General features: G+C 69.6%; 24 protein-coding genes. 14 read left to right on the top strand and 10 right to left on the bottom strand.

What is annotated here, in order from left to right; translation table 11 throughout:
* The first annotated feature begins 89 nt into the window (after positions 1 to 89).
* Positions 90 to 845 (top strand): DUF4142 domain-containing protein, encoded by a 756-nt coding sequence (locus tag AB0F15_RS34045; RefSeq protein ID WP_360279541.1) that lies wholly within the window; start codon positions 90 to 92, stop codon positions 843 to 845.
* A gap of 137 nt (positions 846 to 982) precedes the next feature.
* Here the strand turns inward: AB0F15_RS34045 and AB0F15_RS34050 are convergent, their stop codons facing one another.
* The 4 genes from AB0F15_RS34050 to AB0F15_RS34065 form a co-directional block, all read right to left on the bottom strand.
* Positions 983 to 1417 (bottom strand): DUF6292 family protein, encoded by a 435-nt coding sequence (locus AB0F15_RS34050; RefSeq protein ID WP_360279544.1) that lies wholly within the window; start codon positions 1415 to 1417, stop codon positions 983 to 985.
* Between the two features lie 274 nt (positions 1418 to 1691).
* The gene (locus AB0F15_RS34055; protein WP_360279547.1) at positions 1692 to 2540 is read right to left on the bottom strand and encodes an alpha/beta hydrolase; all 849 of its coding nucleotides are present in this window, start codon (positions 2538 to 2540) and stop codon (positions 1692 to 1694) included.
* Between the two features lie 253 nt (positions 2541 to 2793).
* Positions 2794 to 4308 (bottom strand): SulP family inorganic anion transporter, encoded by a 1515-nt coding sequence (locus AB0F15_RS34060; RefSeq protein ID WP_360279550.1) that lies wholly within the window; start codon positions 4306 to 4308, stop codon positions 2794 to 2796.
* A gap of 184 nt (positions 4309 to 4492) precedes the next feature.
* Positions 4493 to 4897 (bottom strand): MerR family transcriptional regulator, encoded by a 405-nt coding sequence (locus AB0F15_RS34065; protein WP_360279553.1) that lies wholly within the window; start codon positions 4895 to 4897, stop codon positions 4493 to 4495.
* A gap of 200 nt (positions 4898 to 5097) precedes the next feature.
* Between AB0F15_RS34065 and AB0F15_RS34070 the strand changes: the two genes are divergently transcribed.
* Both AB0F15_RS34070 and AB0F15_RS34075 read left to right on the top strand, forming a co-directional pair.
* The gene (locus AB0F15_RS34070; RefSeq protein WP_360279556.1) at positions 5098 to 5448 is read left to right on the top strand and encodes a hypothetical protein; all 351 of its coding nucleotides are present in this window, start codon (positions 5098 to 5100) and stop codon (positions 5446 to 5448) included.
* On the top strand, positions 5439 to 6062 hold the full coding sequence (locus tag AB0F15_RS34075) for a hypothetical protein (protein WP_360279559.1): 624 nt from the start codon (positions 5439 to 5441) through the stop codon (positions 6060 to 6062). The genes AB0F15_RS34070 and AB0F15_RS34075 overlap by 10 nt, the downstream gene beginning before the upstream one ends.
* A gap of 375 nt (positions 6063 to 6437) precedes the next feature.
* On the opposite strand, the gene AB0F15_RS34080 is transcribed toward AB0F15_RS34075, so the two are convergent.
* A complete protein-coding gene (locus AB0F15_RS34080) occupies positions 6438 to 6797 on the bottom strand; it encodes a YciI family protein (RefSeq protein WP_360279562.1) in 360 nt (119 codons plus the stop codon).
* A 494-nt stretch (positions 6798 to 7291) separates the two neighbouring features.
* On the opposite strand from AB0F15_RS34080, the gene AB0F15_RS34085 reads away from it, so the two are divergent.
* Entirely contained in the window at positions 7292 to 7660 is a 369-nt protein-coding gene (locus tag AB0F15_RS34085) for a DUF1330 domain-containing protein (RefSeq protein WP_360279565.1), read from the top strand.
* Between the two features lie 70 nt (positions 7661 to 7730).
* Here AB0F15_RS34085 and AB0F15_RS34090 read toward each other — a convergent pair whose 3' ends face one another.
* A complete protein-coding gene (locus AB0F15_RS34090) occupies positions 7731 to 8678 on the bottom strand; it encodes a sigma factor-like helix-turn-helix DNA-binding protein (RefSeq protein ID WP_360279568.1) in 948 nt (315 codons plus the stop codon).
* A gap of 52 nt (positions 8679 to 8730) precedes the next feature.
* On the bottom strand, positions 8731 to 9648 hold the full coding sequence (locus AB0F15_RS34095; RefSeq protein WP_360279680.1) for an NADP-dependent oxidoreductase: 918 nt from the start codon (positions 9646 to 9648) through the stop codon (positions 8731 to 8733).
* 116 nt (positions 9649 to 9764) lie between these two features.
* Here AB0F15_RS34095 and AB0F15_RS34100 point away from each other — a divergent pair, with 116 nt between their 5' ends.
* A complete protein-coding gene (locus AB0F15_RS34100; protein WP_360279571.1) occupies positions 9765 to 10448 on the top strand; it encodes a TetR family transcriptional regulator C-terminal domain-containing protein in 684 nt (227 codons plus the stop codon).
* A gap of 71 nt (positions 10449 to 10519) precedes the next feature.
* Here the strand turns inward: AB0F15_RS34100 and AB0F15_RS34105 are convergent, their stop codons facing one another.
* Together AB0F15_RS34105 and AB0F15_RS34110 are read right to left on the bottom strand one after the other, a co-directional pair.
* Positions 10520 to 11590: a DNA methyltransferase gene (locus AB0F15_RS34105; protein ID WP_360279574.1), complete on the bottom strand. Its 1071-nt coding sequence runs from the start codon at positions 11588 to 11590 to the stop codon at positions 10520 to 10522.
* Between the two features lie 28 nt (positions 11591 to 11618).
* Positions 11619 to 12284, bottom strand: a complete 666-nt coding sequence (locus tag AB0F15_RS34110; RefSeq protein WP_360279576.1) for a hypothetical protein — start codon at positions 12282 to 12284, stop codon at positions 11619 to 11621.
* 572 nt (positions 12285 to 12856) lie between these two features.
* Between AB0F15_RS34110 and AB0F15_RS34115 the strand changes: the two genes are divergently transcribed.
* From AB0F15_RS34115 to AB0F15_RS34155, 9 genes are all read left to right on the top strand, one after another.
* Positions 12857 to 13831 carry a sigma-70 family RNA polymerase sigma factor gene (locus AB0F15_RS34115; protein ID WP_360279579.1) on the top strand — a complete coding sequence of 325 codons (975 nt, stop codon included), beginning with the start codon at positions 12857 to 12859 and terminating at the stop codon, positions 13829 to 13831.
* A gap of 152 nt (positions 13832 to 13983) precedes the next feature.
* Positions 13984 to 14307 carry a pilin gene (locus AB0F15_RS34120; RefSeq protein WP_360279683.1) on the top strand — a complete coding sequence of 108 codons (324 nt, stop codon included), beginning with the start codon at positions 13984 to 13986 and terminating at the stop codon, positions 14305 to 14307.
* Between the two features lie 516 nt (positions 14308 to 14823).
* A complete protein-coding gene (locus AB0F15_RS34125; protein WP_360279581.1) occupies positions 14824 to 16527 on the top strand; it encodes a hypothetical protein in 1704 nt (567 codons plus the stop codon).
* A gap of 12 nt (positions 16528 to 16539) precedes the next feature.
* Entirely contained in the window at positions 16540 to 17595 is a 1056-nt protein-coding gene (locus AB0F15_RS34130) for a PrgI family protein (protein ID WP_360279584.1), read from the top strand.
* A 6-nt stretch (positions 17596 to 17601) separates the two neighbouring features.
* Positions 17602 to 19425, top strand: a complete 1824-nt coding sequence (locus tag AB0F15_RS34135) for a DUF87 domain-containing protein (protein WP_360279587.1) — start codon at positions 17602 to 17604, stop codon at positions 19423 to 19425.
* Positions 19422 to 21926 (top strand): DUF87 domain-containing protein, encoded by a 2505-nt coding sequence (locus AB0F15_RS34140; protein ID WP_360279590.1) that lies wholly within the window; start codon positions 19422 to 19424, stop codon positions 21924 to 21926. The genes AB0F15_RS34135 and AB0F15_RS34140 overlap by 4 nt, the downstream gene beginning before the upstream one ends.
* 18 nt (positions 21927 to 21944) lie before the next feature.
* Positions 21945 to 23012 carry a replication-relaxation family protein gene (locus tag AB0F15_RS34145; protein WP_360279593.1) on the top strand — a complete coding sequence of 356 codons (1068 nt, stop codon included), beginning with the start codon at positions 21945 to 21947 and terminating at the stop codon, positions 23010 to 23012.
* Positions 23013 to 23030: 18 nt separating this feature from the next.
* Positions 23031 to 23990, top strand: coding sequence for an NlpC/P60 family protein (locus AB0F15_RS34150; protein ID WP_360279596.1), 960 nt, complete (start codon positions 23031 to 23033; stop codon positions 23988 to 23990).
* A gap of 177 nt (positions 23991 to 24167) precedes the next feature.
* Positions 24168 to 24740 carry a hypothetical protein gene (locus AB0F15_RS34155; RefSeq protein ID WP_360279599.1) on the top strand — a complete coding sequence of 191 codons (573 nt, stop codon included), beginning with the start codon at positions 24168 to 24170 and terminating at the stop codon, positions 24738 to 24740.
* Between the two features lie 56 nt (positions 24741 to 24796).
* Here AB0F15_RS34155 and AB0F15_RS34160 read toward each other — a convergent pair whose 3' ends face one another.
* Positions 24797 to 25177, bottom strand: coding sequence for a helix-turn-helix domain-containing protein (locus tag AB0F15_RS34160; protein WP_360279602.1), 381 nt, complete (start codon positions 25175 to 25177; stop codon positions 24797 to 24799).
* Positions 25178 to 25241 lie beyond the last annotated feature (64 nt).

The raw sequence follows: 25241 nt of genomic DNA on the forward strand, positions 1-25241 counted from the left end.
ACGCAGTGCCTGGTCGACGACTTCAGCGAGCGCCTCGACGACGGCGAGATCCTGCCCACCCTGCCGCCGTGGCACGTCCAGGAGAACAAGTGGCGTCTCAGGGGCGGCCGCCCCGCGGAAACCAGGCGACCGCAGACATCACCGAAAGGGCAACCATGTCGAATCACCGTGGAAAACTCCGGCTCACCGGGGTTCGCGCGATCATCGCCGGCGCCGTGGCCGCGACCGCGCTCGGCGCCACAGCCATCGCGATCACCAACAGCGGCGTCGGCGAGGCGAGTCAGTCCCCGGATGCGCATGCCGGCGCACACGCCGCCGGCGCCGCCCCGGAAGCGGCATCCTCGGCCGGGAACACCGGACCGCTCACCGAAACGGACAAGACTTTTCTGGTCAAGGTCCGGCAGGCTGGGCTGTGGGAAATTCCCGCCGGACGCCTGGCCCAGACCCATGCCAGCAGCGAAGCGATCAAGCGGGCCGGCCTGCACGTGCTCGACGGGCACTCGCTCTTGGACCAGCTCGTCCGCGAAGACTCCGCCATCACCGGCGTGCAGCTCCCCGACCAGGCCACCCCTGAGCAACAGAACTGGGACCGCCAGCTGTCCGAGGCCCAGGGGCTGCAGTTCGACCAGCTCTTCGTCAGCCTGCTCCGCTCATCCCACGGCAAGATCTTCGCCACCATCGCCGAAGTCCGAGCCAGCACCCACAACGACCTCGTCCGGCGACTGGCCAGGCAGGCCAACCAAACCGTCATGGACCACATGGAGGTTCTCGAAGACACCGGTTTGGTCAGCGAGCAGACCCTCGACGAAGTCGGTGCTGCCGTCGCACCCCGCCCCGCGAAGTAGCACAGGCGAGGCCGCCCGGCACCGAGTACGGCCACCATGATGTCGAGCAGCGTGGATCCGAGCCCACGGCGAACGGTACTGAGATGGATCGGCAAACCGCAGCAGGCCCGCTCCTGCGGCGACAGGTCCGCCACACGTCACGCGAGGCCACCCTGGCCCGGCAGCTGAGCATGCGGCAAGGCGAGGACCGTGTAACGCTGCAGCAGGTCGGCCAGGTCGGACGCGGCACCACGTGCCGGTCGACCGCCTTCCCGCCGCCCCGCCACAACGTCGTCGACGAAGCGCGCCACCTCGCCCGGTTCGGGGACGAGCGGGTCCCCGAACCGGCCCAGCACCTCTCCCGGCCCCAGCTCCGCGTGTTCGAGCACCAGGTCCCAGCCCGACTCCGCTGACCAGACGAGCATGAGGTCACGTTCAGGAGCCTGAGCGCAACGCCGGCTCAAGGCCAGGTAGGCGGCGGGCGGGTCGAAGTCCCGGCCGACACCGCCCGGGAGCACGCCGACGGCCGCTGAGACCGCCCGCAGGTAACCGGCCAAGCCGACCTCCCAGGACCGAGGTCCGCGCTGCAGCACCTGCTCCCTCTCTCTTCTGCCGCGAAACCGGAACGAACGACGACGCGCACGGCACTGTGCGTCGCCGCCGTCCGGCCCCATGCCGTTGGCGACCGGGTACGGGCCGCTGCTTCCCCGCTCGTACCTGGTCGTCGCAGAGCGTTGCCCGCCGTTTACCCCGGCAGGCTGCCCACAGCATGCCGGAGAACCGAGGAGTTGAATCTGACGAATACCTTGCGATTCGGCCTGCCCGGCGCCAGGACGGCCGCCTGAGCTGCTTCCCTCCACGCCGGAGTCAGCCGGCCACCGCCGCCACCAGTGACACCACCGCGTCGAGATCGGCTGGAGTCGTCAGATGGCCGACGCCCGGGAAGACCCGCACATCGAGGTCCATGGTCCGCCGCACCGCGGGCACCAGCCGCCGGGGCGGCAGGAACCGGTCACGCTCGCCCACTCCTACGACACATGGCCGTTCGGCGCACCGCGCCAGCGCTTCGGGCGGTAGCGGCGGAGGTGCCAGAGTGGTGCGGCAACAGCGCGCCAGCAACGTCATCCACGTCACCTCGGTCTCCGGTGGCTGCACGCCGGGAGCGACGAACAACCGCAGCATCCGCCGAGTGTGTTCGGGCGTGGGACGCAGCAGCCACACCGACGATGCAGCTGCCAGCCGCGGGTCGACGCTGAGCCGGATGAACCCGGCGGGCGAGATCAACGCCCGGGCGGCGATCCGGGACGATCGGGCGGCCAGGGCCACGGCGGCGCCGAGCGAGTTGCCCACCACCACGACACCGTCAGCCTCCACGGCCGCGAGAGTCTCGTCCAACGCCCGGCCGTACCAGCCCGGCTTCGCCCGACGCGGCCGACGCGGATCGCTGAGCCCCGGCTGCCCCGGCAGGTCCACCACCGTCGTCCTCCAGCGGGCGGACAACGCCCGCAGCCACGGCAACGCCACCGCGGCGTTGAAACCCGTCCCCGGCACCACGACCACCCGCGCCGGCCCGGTACCGGCGGAGGTGACGTGCACCCGGCCCGCGCCGGTGTCCACAGTGGCGGTGGCGAGCGGGAAATCCGCATGCGCCAAGGCGTCGGAACACCACTGCCGCACCGCCTCTTGACCACGGGAGCTCCGGTACACGGTCGGCACCGAGCCAGTGTGTCCGGCCGCTCACGCCGGATCCAGTACCGAGCTCTCCCCACACCCGAAGCCCCGGAAGCGGTCGAAGACGGCCGGCCTGGGCTCTCACCGCCGCACTGCCCGTCGGGGAGGCGCTCGACCTCGGCACCTACCCACCCCTTCCACGCCACCCACTCGAGCCGGCCTGATCCAGCGCCCGGGGCAACGACGGAGGCTGAACGCACTTCCGTCAGGCAGTGCGGGCGAGCGGTACCGGGCCGGCTCAGCCCTGGCTGCCGGTGAGTTCTCCACTGAGCCGTCCGTGCATCGTCGCGCTGGGCTCGTTGAGACCGACGATCTCGACGGTCTTGCCGCGGGCGGCGTACTTGGTGGTGACCGCGTCGAGCGTGGCGACGGTGGAGGCGTCCCAGATGTGGGCGTCGCTCAGGTCGATCACGACCTTGCCCGGGTCCCCCGCGTAGTCGAACTGTGTCACCAGGTCGTTGCTCGAGGCGAAGAACAACTGCCCAGTGACGGCATAGACGACCTGGCCACCGTCCGGATCGGTCACCGCGGTGACCTGGGCCAGGTGCGCAACCCGCCGCGCGAAGATCACCATCGCGGCGAGGGTCCCGACCACCACGCCGATGGCGAGATTGCCGGTGGCCACGACGAAGGCGACCGTGACGATCATGACGGTGATCTCGCCGGCCGGCATCCGCTTGAGCGTGGCCGGGGCGATCGAGTGCCAGTCGAAGGTCCCGAACGCGACCAGCACCATGACCGCCACCAGAGCGGCCATCGGGATCTTCGACACGACCGGCCCGAACACCAGGCACAGGATCAGCAGGAAAACCCCGGACAGAAAGGTCGACAGCCGGGTCCGGGCCCCGGCGGTCCTGACGTTGATCATCGTCTGGCCGATCATCGCGCACCCGCCCATGCCGCCGAAGAATCCGGTGACGACGTTGGCGATGCCCTGGCCGATCGACTCCCGCGTCTTGTTCGACCGGGTGTCGGTGATGTCGTCGACGAGCTTCGCTGTCATCAGCGACTCCATCAGCCCGACCAGCGCGAACGCCACGGCGTAGGGCGCGATCGTGGTCAACGTCGCCACCGCGAACGGCACCTCCGGCAAGCCGGGGATCGGCAGGGACGACGGCAACGCCCCTTTGTCCCCGACCGTCGGCACCGCGATGCCAGCGGCCACCGTCAGCACCGTCAGGGCGACGATCGACACCAGAGGCGCCGGGACCGCCGTGGTGAGCTTCGGGAACAGCAGCATCAGCACGAGCCCGCCGGCGAACAGCGGGTAGACCGCCCACGGCACGTCGATCAGGTTCGGCACCTGCGCCAGGAAGATCATGATGGCCAGGGCGTTGACGAACCCGACCATGACGCTGCGCGGGACGAACCGCATCAGCTTGGCCACCCCCAGGGCACCGAGTGCGATCTGAATCAGCCCGCCGAGGATGACGGTCGCGACGAGGTAACCCAGGCCGTATTCCCTGGTCAAGGGGGCAACGACGAGCGCGATCGCCCCGGTGGCGGCCGAGATCATCGCGGGCCGGCCGCCGACGACCGAGATCACGACCGCCATCGTGAACGAGGCGAACAGGCCGACGCTGGGACTCACCCCGGCGATGACCGAGAAAGAAATCGCCTCCGGGATCAGTGCCAGCGCCACCACCAGGCCGGCGAGCACCTCGGTGCGGGCCACCTTCGGCGACAGCCACGCCGGACGCGCGCCACGAAGACGCGCAAGAGACAGGGAATTCGGCACGAACCAACCAGACATGCTCGGGACGCGCCTCGAAGCGCGCACAACGAAGCCGGAGGCATCGGCGACCCCGGTGAACGGCAGGGATCTCACGCCGTCCTCAACTCATACCTTACGTTAGGGTAGGGTTGCGGCGGCGGCGCCCCCAACGCAGCGATCTGAGGGCGGGATCACGGGCGTCGCGCCGGATTCGGCGCCGAAATCAGGGGGCGGTACCCGCAAGTCCGCCGGCCAGGTCCGCCAGCCGAGCGCGCAGTGTACCCGCGAACTCGTCGGCGATCCGCAGCTTCGTCCGCAGCTCGTCACGGCTGCGCTCGGCCGCTTCGGCGAACTCGGCCAGCCGCGCGTGCGGGTCCGGCAGGTCCGGATCACCGGGAGCCGGATCGAGAATGGCCAGCAGCTCCCGCATCTCCTCCAGCTGGAACCCGAGCGGCTTCATCCGCATGATCAGCCGCAGGCGTTCGATCTCCTGCTCCTGGTACAGCCGGAAGCCGCCCTGGCTTCGAGCACTCGGCACCACCAGGCCGACTTCTTCGTAGTAGCGAATGGTGCGCAACGACAGACCAGTGCGTTCGGCGACCTCGCCGATCTGCATCTGCCCACTCACGTCAACACCCTTCCTTCGAGTGGATTCACCGTAGCGCCCGGAACCGCACCCCGGCTTCCCGGATACATTTGGGACGCCTGCGGCGACACTAAGGTCATGAGATCTCCATGGCGTGCCGGCGGGCCGGCGCGGTGAACGTTCCCCCTCGGTTGCGACAAGCCTGGCTGTTTCTCACCTCGAAGTGGTCGAGCATCCTGGCGTTGACCGTCGCCGCGCTCGCCCTCGCCGGACTGTTCGTCGGCTACATCGCCGACATCACCGCAGCCGTGGCGGCGATCGGCCTCATCGGACTGACCGCCCTGCCGTTCCTCGCCCTCGGCATAGTCCTGATCAGGCACGAGTGGAAGAAGCCAAGCCCACAGCGGAGCCGGTACAAAGTCGCCGGCTGCGCCGTTCTGGTCCTGCTCGCACTCGCCGCCGTCGCGCCCCGGCTTTGGAGCGTGAGCACCCAGAATCCGGCAGCGGCGGCGGCACCAGCCGCCCGGCCAAGACACCGCAGTCCCCCGACACCACCCCGACGATCGCGTCCAGTGGCACCTCCGTGCCTCTGAACAAGGACTGCCCCAAGCCCGATCCGACGGACCCGTCGCTGCCCTCGGTCGACCTCAAGGTCGTCTATTGGTGCAAAGGGGAAGTCTTCACTTCGGACGGTCGCCTCGACCTCACCCATTACCAGATCAAGCTGCGCCCCCGCATCGTCAACAATACGAGCAGCCCCATCACCATCGCCATCACCAAGCCGAGCGCCGTGCGTCTCCTGGTCACCGGGAAGCAGGTCGGCGAAAGGTGGACTCCACCACCCCGCACCGCCCAGGCCGGGGACCGGCCGACCCTCGTCCAGTGCAACGGCCGGACGTTCTGGGCGATCCCACCCAACGTCCCCCGCGACGCGACTCGCGCCGGCGAAAGCGGGTACTACACCGGATTCGCGACAACCTGGGACGGAACGGAACTCGGCCCGGGACAGAGCTACTTCCATCCTCTGCGGCACGATCAGCGCGGCAAGCCGGTGCAGGAATCGGACCTGGTCTTCCAGGTGCCACTGGACGACGAAGCCGCCACCATCTACGGCCTCGCCGTGCTGGAAACGAAACCCGGAGGCGCGCTCCTCGGGGTGGCGCCCTTCACCGACTGGGGCCCACCAGTCGAACCGTCGACGTTCTGACCTGCACGTGGTGACCAAGCCGCTGACGTGCAGTCGTGAGTGCCCGTTCGAAATCAACCGGCGAGCGAGTCGAGAGCGGCGCGGAGCAGTCGACCAGCCCGAACGCGTGTTCACCCGTCCGACGCGACGACCCGACCTGCCTGCACCGCAGTGCGCCGCCCACAGCCGCTCCGCCCAGCACGTCGGACCATCCGACGAACCAACCCTGCTGAATCGCTGCGGTTCGGCCGGCCGCCCAGACCCTCGTGCGACCACCGGTAACACACCGCCGCCGAACCGGCGGGCGACAAGCCCCGGTGGTTCAGACCGCCCGCCGGAACTCCTCTTCGGTTCAACCGTCACCGTCCTTTCGCGCCGATCTTGCGTGAGACGCGGCTATGCCTCGAACCCGGCAAGCGGGCGCACTTCGATCGGCACCGCGATCGCGGTGGTCACCCGGGCGGCCCACGCCACCGCGGCGCCGAGGTCTTCGGCCTCGATGAGGTAGAAGCCGCCGAGGTGTTCCTTGCCTTCCGCGAACGGCCCATCGGTGTTCAGCACCTCACCGCCGGACTCCCGCACCACCCGCGCGGCACCCGGTTCGCTCAACCGGGCGCTGAACAGCCACGCTCCGGTCGCTTTCAGCTCCTTCTCCACCTCGCCGAGCAGCCGATGCGACCGACGCAGTTGCTCCTCGGTGGGCTCCTCACGAACTTCGCCCTCGACGCTGTGCACGGACAACAGGAACTGGGCCATGACTTCACTCCTTCCGGCGGACGGGCGCCGCCGTTCGCTCCTGATACGAACGAGTGTCGCCCGGATCGACAGATCCGCCAGACCGAACGACCGTCCGGGCGTCGACGTCGGCGCCGAGGGTGTCCTGCACTGTCTCGTCCACCCACAGCCGCCACGGCTGGAACCAGTAGATGCCTTCAGCGACCACGACCAGTGCGCCGATCAGCCAGGGCCGGTGTTCGCGGCGCGTTCATGGCGCAGGTCGTGACCGCGCTGAGTTCCGCCCGGTCCATCCCTGGTCGTTCCCACCCTCTTCGCCAGGGCCGCAGGCCCCGACGTTGAACCGCTCGGTCTCCCCGCTACCGACTGGTCGTGCTCGTCGGCGTGCTCTGCGTGATGAGCGCTGCCGTCGGGTGAAACCGCGCCGATCAGAACCGCTGACCCCGGCCGCGGTCCCCTAGTCTGAGCAAGCGCTCGTTCAGCACCAGCATGCCCGATCGAAATGGAGGCCAGACATGGCGGTGGATCCCCGCGGCAAGGACCTCAAGCGCTACCTTTCCGAGGATCCCGGCGGTCCGGTCGTGATGCTGAACCTCCTGCGGTTCCGCGACGGTGGCCGAGAGAGCTACGACCAGTACGCCAACGCTCTCAATGAGATCTTCCTGCCTCGCTACGGCGCCGAAGTGCTGTACGCGGGCGACGGCTCGACCCCGCTCGTCGCCGAGCAAAGCCAAGACTGGGACGCTGTCCTACTCGTGCGTTACCCGAGCCGTCAAGCGTTCAGCCGGATGGTCGCCGATCCGGAGTACCAGCAGGTCACCCACCTGCGCACCGAAGCGCTGACCGAAGCGGTCCTCCAGGCGACGACCCCTTGGCCGGGATGAAACTCCTCACCGGCTGCCTCGGCGCGGCACTCACTGCCCGCCGAGTTCGTCCCTCAGTCGCCCTTCTGCGTTACTTGTCGAGAACCGACATGCGCCCCGTAGGAGCTGACAACCCATTGGCAACGAACAACAACTTGTCCGGGCTGGCGACGATACGCAGGCCGACGATACGGCCGTCGTCGATCTCCGGCGCCACCACGGCCAGCAGCGTCCCTCCGGTTGCCGCAAGGATCGCTGTGCTCGCGTTGACCTCGGCGAACCCGAACCTGACGGGCACCACGATCTTCCGGAACGCCGCGACGAGGTAGCGCACAACACGGTCCCGGCCCACGACGGGGTGACGTGCGGTGGCGACACGACGGACACCATCGGCCCACACCGTGACATCCTGGGCCAAGATCGCTTCGAGACCGATCGCGTCACCGGCCTTGATCGCCACGAGGAACTGCTCGGCGAGACGCACACGCTCAGCGCGGACCGGCTGGCAAGACGAAGTCCGGTTCGCGAGATGCCGTGTCGTGCGATGGTAGAGCTGTCGGCAGTTGCCGGGCGACAGCTCCAGGATTTCCGCGATGGCGCGGTACCTGCACCCGACAGCGTTGCGCAGCACGAACACTGCCCGCTCGTGCGGCGTTCGATACTCAAGCAGGACCAGCAGGGCAAGAGAAACCGAGTTGCGCTGTTCAGCCGTTGCCAGTGGACCGAGCGTGGCGGTCAGGACCGGTGCCGGCAGCCACGAGCCGAGGTTGTGCGCGCGGGTCGCGCGTACCGCGCCAAGCCGATCGACGCACAGCCGGGTGACGGCTTTCATCAACCAGGCATCGGGGTGCGTGGCCGCCCCGCAGTTCGCTCGTTTCCAGCTCAGGTGGGCGTCCTCGACGACGTCTTCGGCCTCGTCCGCGACGCCCAGCAGCCGGTAGGCCAGTCCGAACAGCCGCTGCCGTCCTGTATCGAACTCCGCCGCCGGGAACACACGATGAGTATGCCGCACCTCGGACTGCGCCAGGACCGGGAACATTGGTCCATTGCCCCAGGCCGCGCTCCCGGCCCACCCAGCTGTTCCGAAGCGCTCAGGGGCGTACGCGAATGACCGTCTTGCCTTTGCGCCGCTCGGTCGGGTTGAGCGCGGGAACGGCGTCGTCGAGGGTCGTGACGGTGCCGATGTGCGCGCGAAGACGCCCGTCCCGGACCCGGTCGACGATCTCTGCCAGCTGGCTCGGGACGGACTCGACGACGAAGTCGATCGCGAGGCCGCCGACCGGGTGTGCCTCCACCGGCCCGACCACCGACACGAGCGTCCCGCCAGGCCGGATGATGCTTGCCGAGCGCCGTTGGACGTCACCGCCGATGACGTCGAAGACCAGGTCGACCCCGCCGATGTCGCCGAGATCGTCGTGGCCGAGGTCGAGGAACTCGTTCGCACCGAAGTCGAGCGCCGCCTGGCGGTCCGCCGCCCGCCCGGTCCCGATGACGTAGGCGCCGAACTCCCGGGCGAGCTGCGTCACCACGGACCCGACCGCGCCGGCGGCACCATGCGCAAGGACACTCTGCCCCGCCTGCAGACGGCCGTGCTGGAACAGGCCCTGCCACGCGGTCAGACCGGAGATGGGCAGGCTCGCACCCACCGTGAAGTCGACGTTCCCCGGCAGCGGCGCAAGGTTGCGGGCCTCCACGGCCACAGACTCGGCCAGGGTGCCATCGCGATGCCAGTCGGCGATCCCGAACACCCGCTGTCCCAGCGAGAGTCCCGTCGTGCCGTAGCCAAGGGAGGAGACCACGCCGGCGAACTCGTGGCCGATGATCGCCGGAACTCGATCGTGCCCGGAGCGATCGACCCACGTCGAAGGCCACTCCCACTCGGCGGGGACGAAGCCCGACGCATGGACTTCGACGACGACGTCGTTGATCGCCGGCGTCGGCTCAGGCCGCTCCACGAGCGTGATCCCAGCTGCCTCCGCGGCTTGGTCAGTGGCGACTATCGCCTTCATGGGTGCCTCCGCATGCCTCGTGACCGTAGTCAGTTTTTGGGCTTGACAGCCCATTAACTGCAGTGAACACCCGCCAGAATGGGCTGTCAAGCCCAATCCGCGGTAAGCTGTGCGCCATGGAAGCCACGACGGAGGCACGCGTGCCGCAGAAGCTCACGAGCAAGGGGCAGGCGACCCGGGCCCGCATCCTCGAGCACGCCGCGGAGCTCATCTACACCTACGGCGTCCACGCCACGAACAACGAGCAACTCCGTCACGCCGCCGGCGTCAGCGGCTCACAGCTCAACCATTACTTCCCGACCAAGGAGAGCCTGGTTCTCGCGGTCATCGAGTGGCAGGCCGAGCGCGTCCTCACCTTCCACCGCAGCGAGCGCTTCACCCACTTCGACAGCCTCGACTCGCTTCGGGAATGGGCGGACCACTACGTCGCCTACGAGCGTTCCTACCAGGCAGGCTGCAGTCTCGGCTCGCTCGCCAGCGAGATCACCAAGACCGATCTGGACGTCCACACGGAACTCGCGAACGCGTTCCAGCAGTGGCGCGACATCTTCCGAGACGGACTCGAGCGGATGCGGCAGCTCGGGCGCCTCAGCGCTGAGGCGGATCCCACCCAGCTGGCTCATCTCCTGCTCTCCGCCTTCCAGGGCGGCATGCTCCTCGCCCAGGTCGCCCGCGACATCGCCCCGCTGAGAGACGCCCTGCAGGCAGCCATCGACCACGTACAGACGTTCGCGGTCTCGCCGGGGCCAACGACCGGCTCACCGCCGGCCGGGCCGGGGACGAGCGAATCGATGCGCTGACCGAAGGCACGAACGGCGCCCAGCAGCCGAAACGCCTGACCCCGCCTCTGTCCTGGTGAGTACGACGCTGGTCACGCAGCCCAGTGCCCTGGTCCGATCGCGCCGTTTTCGTGACGAACCTCGATCCGCCGAGTCTTGCCGTCACACCCAGCTCGAAAAATGAGGACGTCCTCGTGCGCGATCAGGTGCAGCGGCAGGCCCGCCTCACGCTGCTTGCGGATGAAGTCCCGCTGGAAAAAGCTGCCGTGTGCGACGAGTTCGCTGTCCGCAATCCGGGCAAGCAGGGCGACGCACCGCTCGACCGGAATCAGACCGGCCGCGACGCCGCACGCGATGACCTGCGAGGGCAGGTCGATCAGCTCGGCGTGCTCGCGCCACGGTCGGACGGTGATCACTACGTGACCGCCGGGCTGCATGACGCGGGCGCAGGCGGTGAGGATGCGGGTGAAGCCTGCCAGCAGGCGGTGGTGGCCGATGTTGGCGAGGTTGCCGCGGTCCAGGGCGCTGCCGTAGCGGTAGTGGCGCTTGCTGACCTTATCGACGCCGGTCTCCCTGTTCGTGCTGACCAGCCCATGCACTGACGGACCATACGGCGGCGAGGTGACCACCAACGCGACCTGTCCGACGTACTCCGCTGGCAGCAGCGTCTCGAGCTGGCGGGCGTCGCCGCGGACGACTTGGCCGTCGTGGTCGTGGCCGCGCTTGCGCGCGAGGCGAAGGTTCGCGCGAGCGATGTCGCTCCAGTGCGGCTCGTACTCGACGCCGACCGCGCGGCGGCCGAGGTCGATCGCTTCGACCAGGGTGGTGCCGATCCCGCACATCGGGTCCAGCACCAGCTCGCCCGGCGTCGTGTAGTGCTCGATGGCGTGCGCGGCGACGGCGGGCAGCATTTTGGCCGGATGCGCGGTCGACTCGGACACGTATCGGACCTTGCGCTGCGCGGCCGGTGACGTCTGAGCGGTCGCCCACACCGATACCGGCAATTCCTCTCGGTCCGTCGGCATGCCGACGGACCGGGTGTCCGAAACGTCTCCGGCGGGTATGGGCGAGGCGAGGTCGAGAGCGTTGATGAACGCGCGCGGCAGCGGCATGGTCGGCTCGTCGACCGGCGACTGCGCGGTGCTCGATGGCGTGGCGGTCATGGGGCACACCTGTCCTTCTGCTGGTCGGTCATCGGAGGTCTGCGGTGTCGGCGTGAGCCTGGGCAAAGACGAGGACGTCGCCGTGCACGCGCGTGTGCGGCGTCGGCGAGCCAGGCTTCCACGCGCGGCGGTCGGCGTCGTCGCGCACCGGCCCGTCGGCTTGAGGCGGCTGGAGGCGGCCGTTCCGGATCGCGGTGTGCAGGGTGACGATGTGCTGGAGGTAGAGCAGGTCGGCGTTTTGCGCGGCGGCGATCATCGCTCCCGAGCGGTCGATCAGGCGCCCGCTTGACCAGTCGCTGTGGGTGTAGACGGCCAGGACGCCGCCGAAGACGAGCCTGCCGGCGGCCGCGATCGCAACCGTCTCGACCGAGCCGTCGTCTTCGTGATGGGGCGGCAGCACCGTGATGATCAAGTCGGCCCGTGTGCGGTCCGTGGCCTGCTTCGATGCGTCTGCGCCGTGCGGGGTTTGCTTCTTCGGCGCCGCGAGCCTGATCGCCGCTTCTGCTGGCGATGGCGCCGCTGGGACGAGGTCGGCCACCACGGTGTCGCGCCCCAGCGCCCGCACGGCCTCGCACGCGGCGACCAACTCGCGAGCGCCGGGTGCGCTGCACACTTCGGTCGTCGGCCATGGAGCGAGCAGGATGCGAGCACCGGCGGCGGAAAAGCTGGTCGTGATGGACTCGACGATCGGCACGGGCCAAGTCGCCGTTGGGTCGATCGGATCCGGGCCCGTCGCCCACACGGTCGGCGGGATAGGGGGCAGCTCACGGGTACGTTCCGACGGGCCGGCCGTCTTCGCGGATCGTCGCGGGCGCGCGCTCGAGCCGCTGGGATCGGGTGCGCCCGGGTAGGGAATGCCGTTGGCGGGCCGGGTGCGTGGTGGGCGGCTCGAGTCGTCGCGATTGGACGGTCGGTTGGCCGGGGACTGCGGACGTCGGGTCACGAGCGAAACCTCCGAAGGCGTGCCGCTGACGACCAGGTCGGCGGCTTCTGCACTGTCACGGGCTAACTCCAGGAACAGCGTCGGCAAGAGACATCACCGCTCCGAATTAGCTTCTCCCTAAGCCGACGACCGATCGTCCTAAGAGGCCGTGCGACACGTCCGTCCGCTTCGGACCGGGACCCACGGATTTCGCGGCGCGTGTGCAGGTGTGAAACGTCTTTGATGCGACTTCGACACGGCGCTGACCTGGGCATGAAGCGGTTTTGAGGCGGCTGGACCGGCTTCCTGGTGACGTCACTTGTCGCTCGTTCAGGAGTGCCGTCATGGACTTGACCTCGTCACAGAAGAAGCCCGAATTCTGGATCTCAGCGCGCAGTCGTCGGCCCGAACCAGGTGTGTTCGACTGCGCCCGTACCGCGTTCGCCTGGCTCGTCACCGGCCCGCACCCGGTCGCCCTCGACGGCCGGCGGATTCGCGGGCTGCCGCCGCGGCCGGTGCCGCTGGACGAAGTCGGCACCACGTTGATCGCCAAGGGCTGTCCACAGGAGACGCGGGACGCGGTATGGACGGCGCTGGTTACGCGGTCGCGCGCCGAGGGCGGCACGTGGACGGTCGCCTGTGTCGGGCTGGCACTACCGGTGCTGATCCCGGTCGCGGCCAAGCTGACCAACCGGTTCCGCGGCGAAGTCCACGACATCCACGCCGCGGTGCTGACCGGCTTCCTCGAAGCGCTCACCGACGTCGACCTCACCCGGCCGGCTATCCTCGTACGGCTGCGCTGGGCCGCCTACCGCTCCGGTCACCGCGCACTGCGCGATGCGCTCGACGCCGCAGCCCCGGTAGCCGATCTCGGCGCTCGCGCCCTCGGGCCTCAGGACACCGGCGGACATCCGGACTTCGTTCTACTGGCTGCGGTGGAGGCCGGTGTCCTGACCGCCGCAGAGGCGTCGCTGATCGGCGATACCCGGTTCAGCGAGCTGCCGCTGGCCGACGCCGCGCACGCACGCGGCCAGACCTACAAGGCGACCCAGCAGGCTCGCCACCGCGCCGAGCGCAAACTCGCCGACTACCTCACCGCCCTCCGCGAAGGCGGCGCGACGCCGGCGCGGCGAGGTCGAACCGCGCGCCGGATGCAGCTGCAGAACCGGCCCGGCGCGGAGAAGACGCGGCGCCCGGTGTCTCCCAGCACCTCCAATCCCGGAGTTGGGGACCGCGGGACGCGCTTGCCCGCACGTCCTCGCCCATCCCGGTCCGAACTGGAACCGGGCGCCGTTCAGGAGACGTCCTCATGCGACTGATCTCGCTCCGCACCGGTCATCACCCCGCTGCAGCCCGCCAGCCATCGAACCGGCGCAACCACCGAACCCGAATCCCCGCATCGAGCGGTTCGCACACCAGTCCTGTGCCGAAAGCTCCGACCTCTACTCCCCGACCGCGACGTCGGTCAGGCATTCTGCTCGGCTGCGCACTGGCCGCTACGGCGCTGGTGCTCAGCGGGTCCACAGCGCACGCCGAGACCGTGCAATATGTCGCGCTCGCGCAGACGGTCGACCAGGTCTTGTCGAACATCCGCTCGTGGATCATGGGCATCCTCGCCGGCGTCGCGCTCGTGTTCCTCACCATCGGCGGGCTCCGCTACTTGATGGCGTCCAACGACCCGGGCGAAATCGAGAAGGCGAAAGGCGCCTTCAAGGCCGCCGGCATCGGGTTCGGTCTGGCCGCTCTCGCGCCGCTCGTGGTGGAAATCCTCAAGACGATCGTCGGCGGGGTGTAACCGATGTCCGCCCCGCGCCGGATGATCGCGCCCCCTCAACGTACTCGCGCTGACGAACCTCGGCGGTGGCGTCGTCGTATCCGGCGAGCCGGCCTGGGAGCCGCGTCGCTGGTGGTCGTGCTCGGCCTGATCACGTCGGCCTCGGCGGCCTCGAGCCCGCCACTTGGGGCACCCGCGAGTCAGCTCGCTCCCGCGCAACCACCGCTGCCGTTACCGCCCAATCCCAGTTGCGCGCCCGGCGCTACCGAACCGGCCTGCAACCTTCCAGGCGACCCGCCGAGCCGGACGATCCCGGCCTCTCCCCTACCACCGATCACCACGTTGCCCGCGCCGCCGACCTGCTTCCCGGGGTCGCTGGCACCCGACTGCGCGCCGCCGCCCAGCTCGCCGCCGTGTAAGGGACCGAACTGCATCCCGCAGCCTTCCACGTTGGTCCCGAGCACACCCCCGCCGGCGCTGGTTCCCAACGGGACCGGCGACGCCGCGGAATGCGGTCTGACCGACCTCACGGGATGCATGGTCGTCGCAGCGAGCGCGTTGTTCGCTGCGGTCGTCGCGGCCGGTCTGAACCCGCTGCTGGACCTGCTCGGCAAGACGCTGCTGACCACGCCAGAGCCAGATCAGCTGCCGGGCTTGGGTGCGATCTGGGTCGGATCGTGGCACATCCTGCTCACCGCCTACGTCGTGCTCGTGCTGCTGGCCGGGCTGATCATCATGGGCTACCAGACGCTTCAAGCCCGCTACACCGTCAAAGAAATCGCGCCCCGACTCGTCGTCGGTTTCCTCGCCGGCACACTCTCGCTATTCCTCGCGACCAAGGGCATCCAGATCGCCAACGCGGTCTCCACCGCCATCCTCGGAATCGGCGCCGACCCGGCCGAGATGACCCGCAGCTTGATCACGATGGTGCAGAGTTCCCTGCACGGCGGTGGGTTGTTCCTCGGCATCCTCGGGCTCGGCCTCGTGGCGATGCTGCTGGTGCTGCTTGTCGTCTTCATCGTGCGTGTGATCGCCACGATCCTGCTGATCGCTGCCGCACCGATCGCGCTGATGCTGCACGCGCTCCCGCACACCGAAGGCGTCGCCTACCTGTGGTGGAAAGGCACCGGTTGCGTCCTGGCCATCCAGGTCGGCCAGTCACTGACGCTCGTGGTGACCGTGCGGATCTTCTTCGCCCCGGGGGGCTTCACCATCTTCGGGCCGTCGTTGTCGGCTCTGATGAATCTGCTCTTGTGCGTCGCGCTGTTCTACGTGCTGATCAAGATCCCGTTCTGGTTTCTCGCCCCGCTGCGATCCGGTCGCGCCAGCCTGCTCGGACGGATCGCACGCGGCGTCATCGCCTACAAGACGATGGGGCTCCTCGCCGGCACCGCAGCCAACCGGGCCGGCGGACGACCTCGCGTTGCCGGGCCGAACGCACCTGCTGATCCGCCGTCAACTCGCTCCGGCCAGTTCTTTTTCCCAATGCGAGTGCACCGTGTCTCCCGCCCCGCCCGGAGCACGCGTCGCGGCTGGGACGAACCGCTCCGCGACGGCGCCCTCAACGAGCTCGGACCGGGACGTGGTCAGCTGTCGATGTTCAGCTCCGCCGTGCGCGACGGCGAGACGACGGTTCGCGCGAACCCGCGCGCCTTGCCTCCGAAGGATCTGCCGAACGCGCTGCCCGCCGACCAGCTCGGACTGCCGATCACCGTGCGCCATGACCCCGACCGCACACCGCGGCGCACCCTGGCCGACGATCTTGCCGACCCAATGACCTCGGCCAAGCCAAGGCGGCAGCCCGGCTTGCTGATGCCGGACGGGCGGATCAACCGCAACGCCCGTCCGCCCGCGAAGCTGCCCAACGCGCTGCTCGCACCGAGTGCCGGCATGCTCCCGATCCACCTGCCACGCCAGCCACCACGGGCCGCGCGCCGCAGCCTCGCCGACGAACTCGGCGACCCAGCCCGCACCAACCACGCGCCGCAGACCGGGCCGGGCCTGCTCACCTCGTCGGGACAGATCAACCGGGCAGCCCGCGCTCGCCGACGCCCGGCTCCCGACGTCTACAGCGGCAATCGGCCACTTGCCGCCGGCCAGTACCCGCTGCCCCTCGGCGTGCACCGCCAGCCGAAACCGACACCACCACCCGAACCTGCACCGACACGAAACCCAGCCGACAAGCAGCTGCCGTTGCCGGTGAACTTGCCGTCCCGGCGGCGCTGCCCGAAGTCGAAGTGAGGTAGCGAGGCCATGTCTCGTCCCGTGCGCATTCCCGCCGACGTCGACCGCCCCGACCGCGTGCTCGGCCCGCTCACCGCGCGGCAGCTGGCGATCCTCGGCGTCAGCGGCCTGCTGCTCTACGCCCTCTACAGCGCCACCCGCCCCATCCTGCCGCTGCCGGTGTTCCTGCTCCTCGCCGTGCCGATCGCGCTGGCTGTCACGGTGCTCGCGCTCGGCCAACGCGACGGCGTCGCACTTGACCGGCTTCTGCTGGCCGCGATCCGGCAACGCTTCACCCCTCGCCACCAGGTATCCGCGCCCGAAGGCGTCCAGCCCGCCCCGGCTTGGCTCACCGCCGGGCACGAGCCGTCGCGGAACGAGGTCGCGCCGACACCACTGGAACTCCCCGCTCGCGGCGTCACCAGCGGAAGTACGGCGGGCGTCGTCGATCTGGGATCGGACGGGCTCGCGGTGATCGCCGCGTGCTCGACAGTCAACTTCTCCCTGCGGACGCCCGCGGAGCAGGAAGCGCTCGTCGCGTCGTTCGCGCGCTACCTGCACTCGCTCACCGCGCCCGTGCAGTTCCTTGTCCGCACCGAACGCCTCGACCTCGCCCCGCAGATCGACGAACTTCGTGACCACGCCGGCGGACTCCCCCACCCCGCGCTCGAGGCCGCCGCGCTCGACCACGCCGACTACCTGACCCAGCTCAGCCAGCACGCCGACCTGCTGCGCCGCCAAGTCCTGCTAGTCCTGCGCGAGCCCAGACGGCCCGCCGTCGCCGACAGCGTCAGCTCGACGCTGAGACACCTACGGCGGAAATCCGCTGCGGAACCGCTTGATCCCACAGCACGTCAGGCAGCCGAACAGCGGCTCGCGCGACGGCTGAGCGAGGCCACCGAGCTGCTCGCGCCGGCCGGGATCGTCGTTACCGCCTTGGACGCCGCGACTGCGACCGGCGTGCTGGCCGCCGCCTGTAATCCCGACACCTTCCTACCGCCGTCGGCCGCGCTCGCCGGGGCCGACGACGTCGTCACTGCCGCACCGATCACCGACCTGTACGACGACGAATTGGAAGGTAGGTGAGCCGCGATGTCGCGCATCCATGACCTCGGATCAACGGCCGAGACGTTCACCCCGGACTCGCTGTCGGTCGGCGCCCGCCATCTCGAGGTCGGCAACGAATGGGTCGCCTCGTTCGGCGTCACCGGCTACCCGCAGGAGGTCTACCCGGGCTGGCTAGCGCCGCTGCTGACCTACCCCGCCCGGCTCGACGTGTCCGTCCACGTCCAGCCAGTCGACCCGATGACCGCGGCGAGCGGGTTGAAGAAGCAACGCGCCCGCCTGGAATCGTCGCGGCGCCACCACGCCCGGCACGACCAGCTCGACGACCCGGATCTCGACGCGGCGGCCGAGGACGCCGCCGACCTCTCCCGCCGGATCGCCCGTGGTGAAGGCCGGCTATTCAAGTTCGGCCTTTACCTGACCATCCACGCGCCGGACGAAGAAACCCTTGAGGAAGAGGTGTCGGCGCTGCGGTCGTTGTGCGCGTCGCTGCTGCTGGACGCCAAGCCGGCGACATACCGCTCTCTGCAGGGCTGGGTGACCACCTTGCCGCTCGGGCTGGACTCCCTCGGTCTGAAGAGGACGTTCGACACCGCCGCCGCATCCGCGGCATTCCCGTTCACATCACCGGACTTGCCTGCGACGGACCCGACCTCGTCGGTACCGAGCGGTGTGCTCTACGGGTACAACGTCGGCTCCCAAGGGCTGGTGCACTGGGACCGGTTCGCCTGCGACAACCACAACTCCGTCGTCCTCGGCCGGTCCGGCTCGGGAAAGTCCTATTTGGTCAAGCTCGAGACCCTGCGCAGCCTGTACCGGGGCATCCAGGCGTTCGTCATCGATCCCGAAGACGAATACGCTCGCCTCGCCGCGCAGGTGGGCGGCGCCTACGTTCACCTCGGCGCCGGCGGTGTCCGGCTCAACCCCTTCGACCTGCCCCTCCACACCACGGCGGCCGGACGGCGGACCGCGCCGCACGACGCCCTGAACCGGCGCGCGCTCTTCCTTCAAACTGTGCTCGCAGTGTGCCTCGGCTCCGAGCTTAGTGCCGCCGAACGTGCCGTCCTGGACACGGCGATCATGGCGGCGTACGCGGGCGCCGGCATCACGACCGATCCGCGCACCTGGACCCGGCCGGCACCGTTGATGCGCGACCTGCGCGACACCCTCTCGGCCGCAGGGGACGGCGCGGACCTCGCCGCCCGGCTGCACCCCTTCGTCGACGGCGCGTTCGCCGACCTCTTCTCCGGGCCCACGACCACCACGCCCGACGGCCACCTCGTCGTCTTCTCCCTGCGGGACCTGCCTGACGAGCTGAAGGCGATCGGCACGCTGCTGACCCTCGACGCGATCTGGCGGCGAGTGTCCAACCCAGCAGACCGTCGCCGCCGGCTGGTCGTCGTCGACGAGGCATGGCTGCTCATGCAGTCCCCCGACGGGGCGAGGTTCCTCTACCGGATGTCGAAGACCTTCCGCAAGCACTGGGCCGGGCTCACCGTCGCCACTCAAGACATCGAAGACGTTCTCGGTAGCGACCTCGGTCGCGCCATCGTCGCCAATGCCGCCACCAGCGTGCTGCTGCGCCAGTCCCCGCAGGCGATCGACCAGATCGCGGCGACCTTCAACCTGTCCGAAGGCCAGCGCCAGTTTCTGCTCACCGCGGATCGCGGCCAAGGCTTGCTCGGCTCCGGCACCGAATGGGTCGCCTTCCAAGCCCTCGCCTCGCTCACCGAGAACGTCCTCGTCACCACCGACCCCGCCGAGCTCGCCCAGATCGCGCAGGACCTCGGCGACACCGCCCTGGACGACGTCGTCGACCTCGGCCCTGCCAACTCGGAGGTCAGCTCATGATTTGGCACCACGGGTGGATCGGCGGCTACCTGACCGATCCGTGGAGCGCCGTGAGCCAGCTGCTGACTGCGGTCCTCGAAGAGGCGTCGAGCTGGGCACCGATCGCGCTTTCGGTGCTCGTCACCATGATCTCGGGCCACGCAGTCGGCCGGTGCTGGTGGCGAAGCCGCTGTCACGCCGCGCTGCTGACCGACGCGCGGTGCATCAGCGTCCTCGCCCCGCCGACCGTCGACCCTGCCGGCGGCGTCCTGCTGTGGTCCAACCTCGTCGGCCTGCTCCGGCCGAGCTGGCGGCGCTGGTTCGCCGGCCAGCCGCACCTGGCGTGGGAGTACCGGTTCTCCGAGCACGGCGTCTCTCTGCGGCTGTGGGTTCCGGGCGTGATCCCGCCCGGCCTCGTCGAGCGGGCGATCGAGGCTGCCTGGCCGGGCGCGCACACCCGCGCGATCCTCACCGATCCGCCGCTGCCCGAGCCTGGCCGAGACCGGCGGGCGGTCACGGTCGGCGGCCAGTTGCGGCTCGCCCGATCCGAGGCACTTCCGATCCGGACGGGGTTCGACGCCGACCCGATCCGGGGCTTGCTCGGCGCGCCGGTCGGCCTCGGCCGCGACGAGTACGCCAGCGTCCAGGTCCTCGCCCGGCCGGTCACCGGCAGGCGAGTCGGCCGAGCTCGTCGCGCGGCACGGCGGTTGCACGCCGGCGCCTCCGGACGGCTGGGCGGCCGCGTCCTCGACCTGCTCACGCCGGGCGCGGCGACTCGACCTCGACGTACTCGTGATGCCCGGCGAATCAGCCAGGACCCGCAGCTGTCGCTGGAGTACTCCGCGCAGAACCGGGCAATCGTCGGCAAGCAGCGCGGCTCGCAGTACGAGGTCGTCGTCCGCTACGCCGTCACAACCCACCTGGCCAACGCCGCTGACGCCGAGGCACGGCAAGCGCGCGACACGGCCCGCGGCCGCGCGCACGCCCTCGCCGCCAGCTTCGCCAGCTACACCGAGCACAACTACTTCACCCGGACCCGCCTCCGCCACCCGGAGCGCGCGCTCGCCGAGCGTCGTCTCGGCCGCGGCGACCTGCTGTCCGTTCCAGAGCTGGCGGCGATCGCACACCTGCCGGTCGACGCGGAGATCCCCGGCATCGAGCGCGCCGGCGCGAAAGCCGTCGCCCCGCCACCGGGCGTCGCCGTGCCGGGTCCCGAGGTCAAGCCACTCGGCGTGGCCGACAGCGGGCACACCCGCGGCGTCGGGCTGCGCGTGCCGGACGCCCGTCACCACCTGCACGTGCTCGGCGCCACCGGCTCGGGCAAGTCGACGCTGCTGGGCAACTTGATCCTCGACGACGCAGACGCTGGCCGCGGCATCGTGCTCATCGATCCCAAGGGCGACCTCGTTACCGACGTCCTCTCCCGACTACCGCGCGAAGCCGCCGACCGGGTCGTGCTCTTCGACGCCGACTCGCGGCAACGCCCGCCCTGTCTCAACCCCCTCGAAGGCGGCGAGACCGACCGCGAGGTCGACAACCTCGTCTCCGTCTTCCGCCGCGTCTACTCCGCGTTCTGGGGCCCGCGCACTGATGACCTCATGCGCGCGGCGTGCCTGACCCTTCGCGCCCAGGAAAGCGTGCCGACTCTCGCCGACCTGCCCAAGCTGCTGACCAGCGAAGCCTTCCGGACGCGGATCACCGCTGGGCTGATCGACCCGGTCCTGGCCGGGTTCTGGGAGTGGTACGACGAGCTCACCGACTCCAGCCGCAGCCAGGTCATCTCCCCGCTGATGAACAAGCTCCGCGCGTTCCTGCTGCGGCCCTTCGTCCGGGACGCGATCGCCGGCGGCCGGTCCACCGTCGACATGACCCAGATCCTCAACGAAGGCGGCATCTGCCTGGTCCGCATCCCCAAGGGCTCGCTCGGGGACGAAACGACCCGGCTCGTCGGCTCTCTGGTCGTCGCGCGCACTTGGCAGGCCACCACCGGTCGCGCCCGCGTCCCGCAACGCGAACGCTCCGACGCCTCGCTGGTCATCGACGAGTGCCACAACTTCCTCAACCTGCCCTACCCGCTCGAGGACATGCTCGCCGAAGCCCGCGGCTTCCGCGTCGCCATGACGCTCGCCCACCAGCACCTCGGCCAGCTCCCCCGCGAGCTGAAGGAAGGCATCTCCACCAACGCAAGGTCGAAGATCTTCTTCAACGCCTCCCCTGAAGACGCCCGCGAACTCGCCCGCCACACCGCACCGCGGCTGTCCGAACACGACCTCGCGCACCTCGGCGTCTACCACGTCGCCGCCCGGCTCGTGGTCAACGGCGCCGAAACCGAGCCGTTCACCATGACCACCACTCCCCTGCGCCCCGCCGTCCCCGGGCGCGCCAAGGAAATTCGCGCGGTCCTCCGCCGTCGCCAGTCCGAGCTTGCGGGGCGGACGGCTCCGCCGGACCGGACGACCCGCGACAGCTCGAGGCCGGACGCCCACGGCCGCAAGACCGATCCCCGCCGCGCGCGGCTCTGAGACCCGCGGAGGTTCCCGTTGATCACCACCACGACCCGGCAGCACCAGCTGCGCCAGCACCTTCCCAGCGGCACCACCGCCCGCGCCGCCAACACAATTGAGCACCAAGCTGCACTCGCCGCCCGCCTCACACCGCGGGACAAGTGGCTGCTGGCCCTGCTCTACGAACACCGCGTTCTCACCTCTACCCAGGTGCAGGACGCCGCGTTTCCGTCCGGCCGTTCCGCCCGGCAGCGGCTGCGCGAGCTGTACCTCTGGCGCGCCGTCAGCCGCTTCCAACCCTTCCGCCAGCTCGGCTCCGCGCCGATGCACTACGTCCTCGGACCCGCCGGCGCCGCCGTGCTGGCCGCCGAACACGGATTGGAGGTCAAGGACCTCGGCTACCGGCACGACCGCGCGATGGCCATCGCCCACAACCAGCGCCTCGCCCACACCGTCGGCGTCGGCGACTTCTTCACCTCCCTCATCGCGCGCAGCCGCAGGTTCGACCCCGAGCCGAATGGTGAGGGGGTCACCGCGTGGTGGTCGGAGTCCCGCTGCGCCCGCCACTTCGGCGACCTCGTCATCCCCGACGCCTACGGCCGCTGGTCCACCGCAACCGGCGAGCTCGAGTTCTTCCTCGAATACGACACCGGCAGCGAGTCGCTCACCAAGGTCTCCCGCAAACTGCTCGCCTACGCCCGCCTCGCCGACTCCACCGGCATCGCCACCCCGGTGCTCTTCTGGCTGCCGACCAGCCGCCGAGAGGCCGGCGCGCGCTCCGCGCTCACCCGTATCCACGCCGACCTCGACCAGACCGCCGACGTCCCCGTCGCCACCGCGGCAGCCGACATCCTCGATCCGAGCGCGACCTGCCCGAGTCCGGCCGACCAGGTCTGGCTTCCGCTGAACGCGAGGTCATCGAACCGGACTTCGCCGCGATATGCGCTCGGCGAGCTGGCGCGCGCCTGGCCGGCCCTGGCGTCGGCGGCGACCTCTGATCTTGACGACGCTACTGCCGGCCAGGCCGTGGCCTACCGGCTGCCGCCGCCTCCGCCCCTCCCGCCGCACGCCACACCCAGCCGAACTCGCCGTCCCGGGTCCTGATCACGCGAGGAGCGCTTCATGGGATCGAAGATCGCGGTCGGCGTCGCCGTCGTGCTCGCGATGCTGCCGGTGCTGCTCGGAGCCGTGCCGCAGGCCGTCGTCACCTCGCTCACGGGCACCGGCAGCATGACCTGCACGCCCAGCGGGACAGCGGATACTGTGCCTGGCTACGGGCCCGACCAGCTCGCCAACGCGGCGGTCATCACTTCGGTCGGCAAGCAGCTGCAGGTCCCCGAACCCGGCTGGGTCATCGCGGTCGCAGTCGCCATCCAGGAATCCACCCTGCGCAGCCTCGATCACGGCGACCGCGACAGCCTCGGCCTCTTCCAGCAACGCCCGTCCCAAGGCTGGGGCACGCCCGCGCAGATCATGGACCCGACCTACGCGGCGACGCAGTTCTACCGGCACCTCCAGGCCGTGTCCGGGTGGCAGCAGATGAGCCTCAACGACGCCGCCCAGGCCGTCCAACGGTCCGGCACACCGGACGCCTACGGCCAGCACGAGGCGGCTGCCGAAGCCATCGTGGCCGCGGTCGCCGGGGTGGCCTGCGAGCACGCGGGCGCCGGGGACTGCGCGAACATCACCGCGCCGACGCCCGCCGCGCTCACCGCCATCAACTATGCCTGCGGGCAACGCGGGTTGCCGTATGTGTGGGGCGGCAACGGGCCACTAGACGGCGACGCCGGATTCGACTGCAGCGGCCTGACCCGAGCCTCCTACAGCGCCGCCGGCATCCCGCTGCCGCGGACCTCGCGCGAGCAATACGCCGCCGGACCGCACGTGCCCGCCGGTGCACCGCTCCTGCCGGGCGACCTCGTCTTCTACGCCACCGCCGGGCGCGTCCACCACGTCGGCCTGTATATCGGCAGCGGCAACACGATCGACGCCCCCGACTTCGGGCAAGCAGTGAAGCTAGAGCCATATCGCCACCCCGGCGACGACTACATCGGCGCCACCAGGCCCACCACACCCCGTTGAGTTCCCCACATAGGCACTTCCGGGCGATACGTGTGTCTTGTTTGGACGATGGCTTGACATGAAGCGGCTGACCGAGCGTCCATAGACAGGTAGCCCGAACCACCGGATGCGCACCGGCGGGCCAACGCCCCGGCCGGGTCATGACCATCCACCGCTTCATCCGAAACGGAGCTCGTCATGCCCGAAACCCAGAACACCCAGCCGAACGACACCAAGCCCGAAACCGCGGAAACCAAGGTTCGCCGCGCCCTGGAGGCAAACCCCGGCACCACTGCCGCAAAGCTGGCCAGCGCGGCCGGAGTCGGACGTTCCACAGCCACGAAGATCCTTTCCCGCTGGGCCAACGAAGGAGTGGTAACCCGAACCACGGGCAAGGACCAGTCAGTCCCTGTCACGTGGACGATTACTACGACAGTGCAAGAGGCGGAAGCCGCTCCCGGCGACGCCGACGAAGGAATAGCCGATTCCTCGCCCACGACCGACCTCGACTCCCATGACACCACCGGCCAGGCAACCCCGGAAGTCCCGACGGCTGACACACCGAAGCAGGAGCGACTCCCGAAGGGAGCGCTCTACGAACTGGTGAGGGAATTCCTGCACGAGCATCCCGGCGAGGAGTTCGGACCCGTCAAGATCGGCACCGAGCTGAGCCGATCCAGCGGGGCCGTGAACAACGCCCTGGAGAAGCTCGTCACCAACGGCGTGGCGACGAAGACGTGCGAGGCGCCGAAGCGCTTCACCTCCAGCTGACTCGCAGCCAACACCGTCGCGGGCTGGTCCGGTCGTCATCTCGGCGACCGGGCCAGTCAGACGGTCTCCGCCTGCGCATTCAGCTGGTACCGGCGACGCGCCTCGGCGATGTCGCCGACGTGCTGCTCGGCCCATTCCCGCACCGGGGTGAGCACCTCGAACAGCGAGCGCCCCAGCGGCGTGAGCGAGTACTCCACCCTCGGAGGCGTCACCGAAGGGGTCTCGACCCGGTCGACGATCCCGTCGTACTCCAACGCACGCAACGTCTCGGTCAGCGCCTTGGCGGTCACCCCCTCGACGACCTTCTTCAGCTCGGTGAACCGCATCGGGCCCGCATCCAGGGCATTGAGCACGGTCGGCACCCAGCGCGCACCGACCACATTCAGCACGGCCCAGCTCGGACACCGGGCGGCGAGCAAGTCGTGAGCGGCGCCCATTGCCTGACTCCTCCTGGTTTCGTTGAAGATACCGACATCTCGACGATACCTTCGCCCGCATGAG

The sequence above is a fragment of the Amycolatopsis sp. NPDC026612 genome (assembly GCF_040638285.1).
Classification (GTDB): Bacteria; Actinomycetota; Actinomycetes; order Mycobacteriales; family Pseudonocardiaceae; genus Amycolatopsis.

What these genes read in the sequence shown, in the direction of transcription:
- AB0F15_RS34060 (WP_360279550.1), bottom strand. Translation starts at nt 4,308, where the DNA reads ATGTCTGGTTGGTTCGTGCCGAATTCCCTGTCTCTTGCGCGTCTTCGT.
- AB0F15_RS34080 (WP_360279562.1), bottom strand. Translation starts at nt 6,797, where the DNA reads ATGGCCCAGTTCCTGTTGTCCGTGCACAGCGTCGAGGGCGAAGTTCGT.
- AB0F15_RS34085 (WP_360279565.1), top strand. Translation starts at nt 7,292, where the DNA reads ATGGCGGTGGATCCCCGCGGCAAGGACCTCAAGCGCTACCTTTCCGAG.
- AB0F15_RS34090 (WP_360279568.1), bottom strand. Translation starts at nt 8,678, where the DNA reads ATGTTCCCGGTCCTGGCGCAGTCCGAGGTGCGGCATACTCATCGTGTG.
- AB0F15_RS34095 (WP_360279680.1), bottom strand. Translation starts at nt 9,648, where the DNA reads ATGAAGGCGATAGTCGCCACTGACCAAGCCGCGGAGGCAGCTGGGATC.
- AB0F15_RS34100 (WP_360279571.1), top strand. Translation starts at nt 9,765, where the DNA reads ATGGAAGCCACGACGGAGGCACGCGTGCCGCAGAAGCTCACGAGCAAG.
- AB0F15_RS34105 (WP_360279574.1), bottom strand. Translation starts at nt 11,590, where the DNA reads ATGACCGCCACGCCATCGAGCACCGCGCAGTCGCCGGTCGACGAGCCG.
- AB0F15_RS34115 (WP_360279579.1), top strand. Translation starts at nt 12,857, where the DNA reads ATGGACTTGACCTCGTCACAGAAGAAGCCCGAATTCTGGATCTCAGCG.
- AB0F15_RS34125 (WP_360279581.1), top strand. Translation starts at nt 14,824, where the DNA reads ATGGTCGTCGCAGCGAGCGCGTTGTTCGCTGCGGTCGTCGCGGCCGGT.
- AB0F15_RS34130 (WP_360279584.1), top strand. Translation starts at nt 16,540, where the DNA reads ATGTCTCGTCCCGTGCGCATTCCCGCCGACGTCGACCGCCCCGACCGC.
- AB0F15_RS34135 (WP_360279587.1), top strand. Translation starts at nt 17,602, where the DNA reads ATGTCGCGCATCCATGACCTCGGATCAACGGCCGAGACGTTCACCCCG.
- AB0F15_RS34140 (WP_360279590.1), top strand. Translation starts at nt 19,422, where the DNA reads ATGATTTGGCACCACGGGTGGATCGGCGGCTACCTGACCGATCCGTGG.
- AB0F15_RS34150 (WP_360279596.1), top strand. Translation starts at nt 23,031, where the DNA reads ATGGGATCGAAGATCGCGGTCGGCGTCGCCGTCGTGCTCGCGATGCTG.
- AB0F15_RS34155 (WP_360279599.1), top strand. Translation starts at nt 24,168, where the DNA reads ATGCCCGAAACCCAGAACACCCAGCCGAACGACACCAAGCCCGAAACC.
- AB0F15_RS34160 (WP_360279602.1), bottom strand. Translation starts at nt 25,177, where the DNA reads ATGGGCGCCGCTCACGACTTGCTCGCCGCCCGGTGTCCGAGCTGGGCC.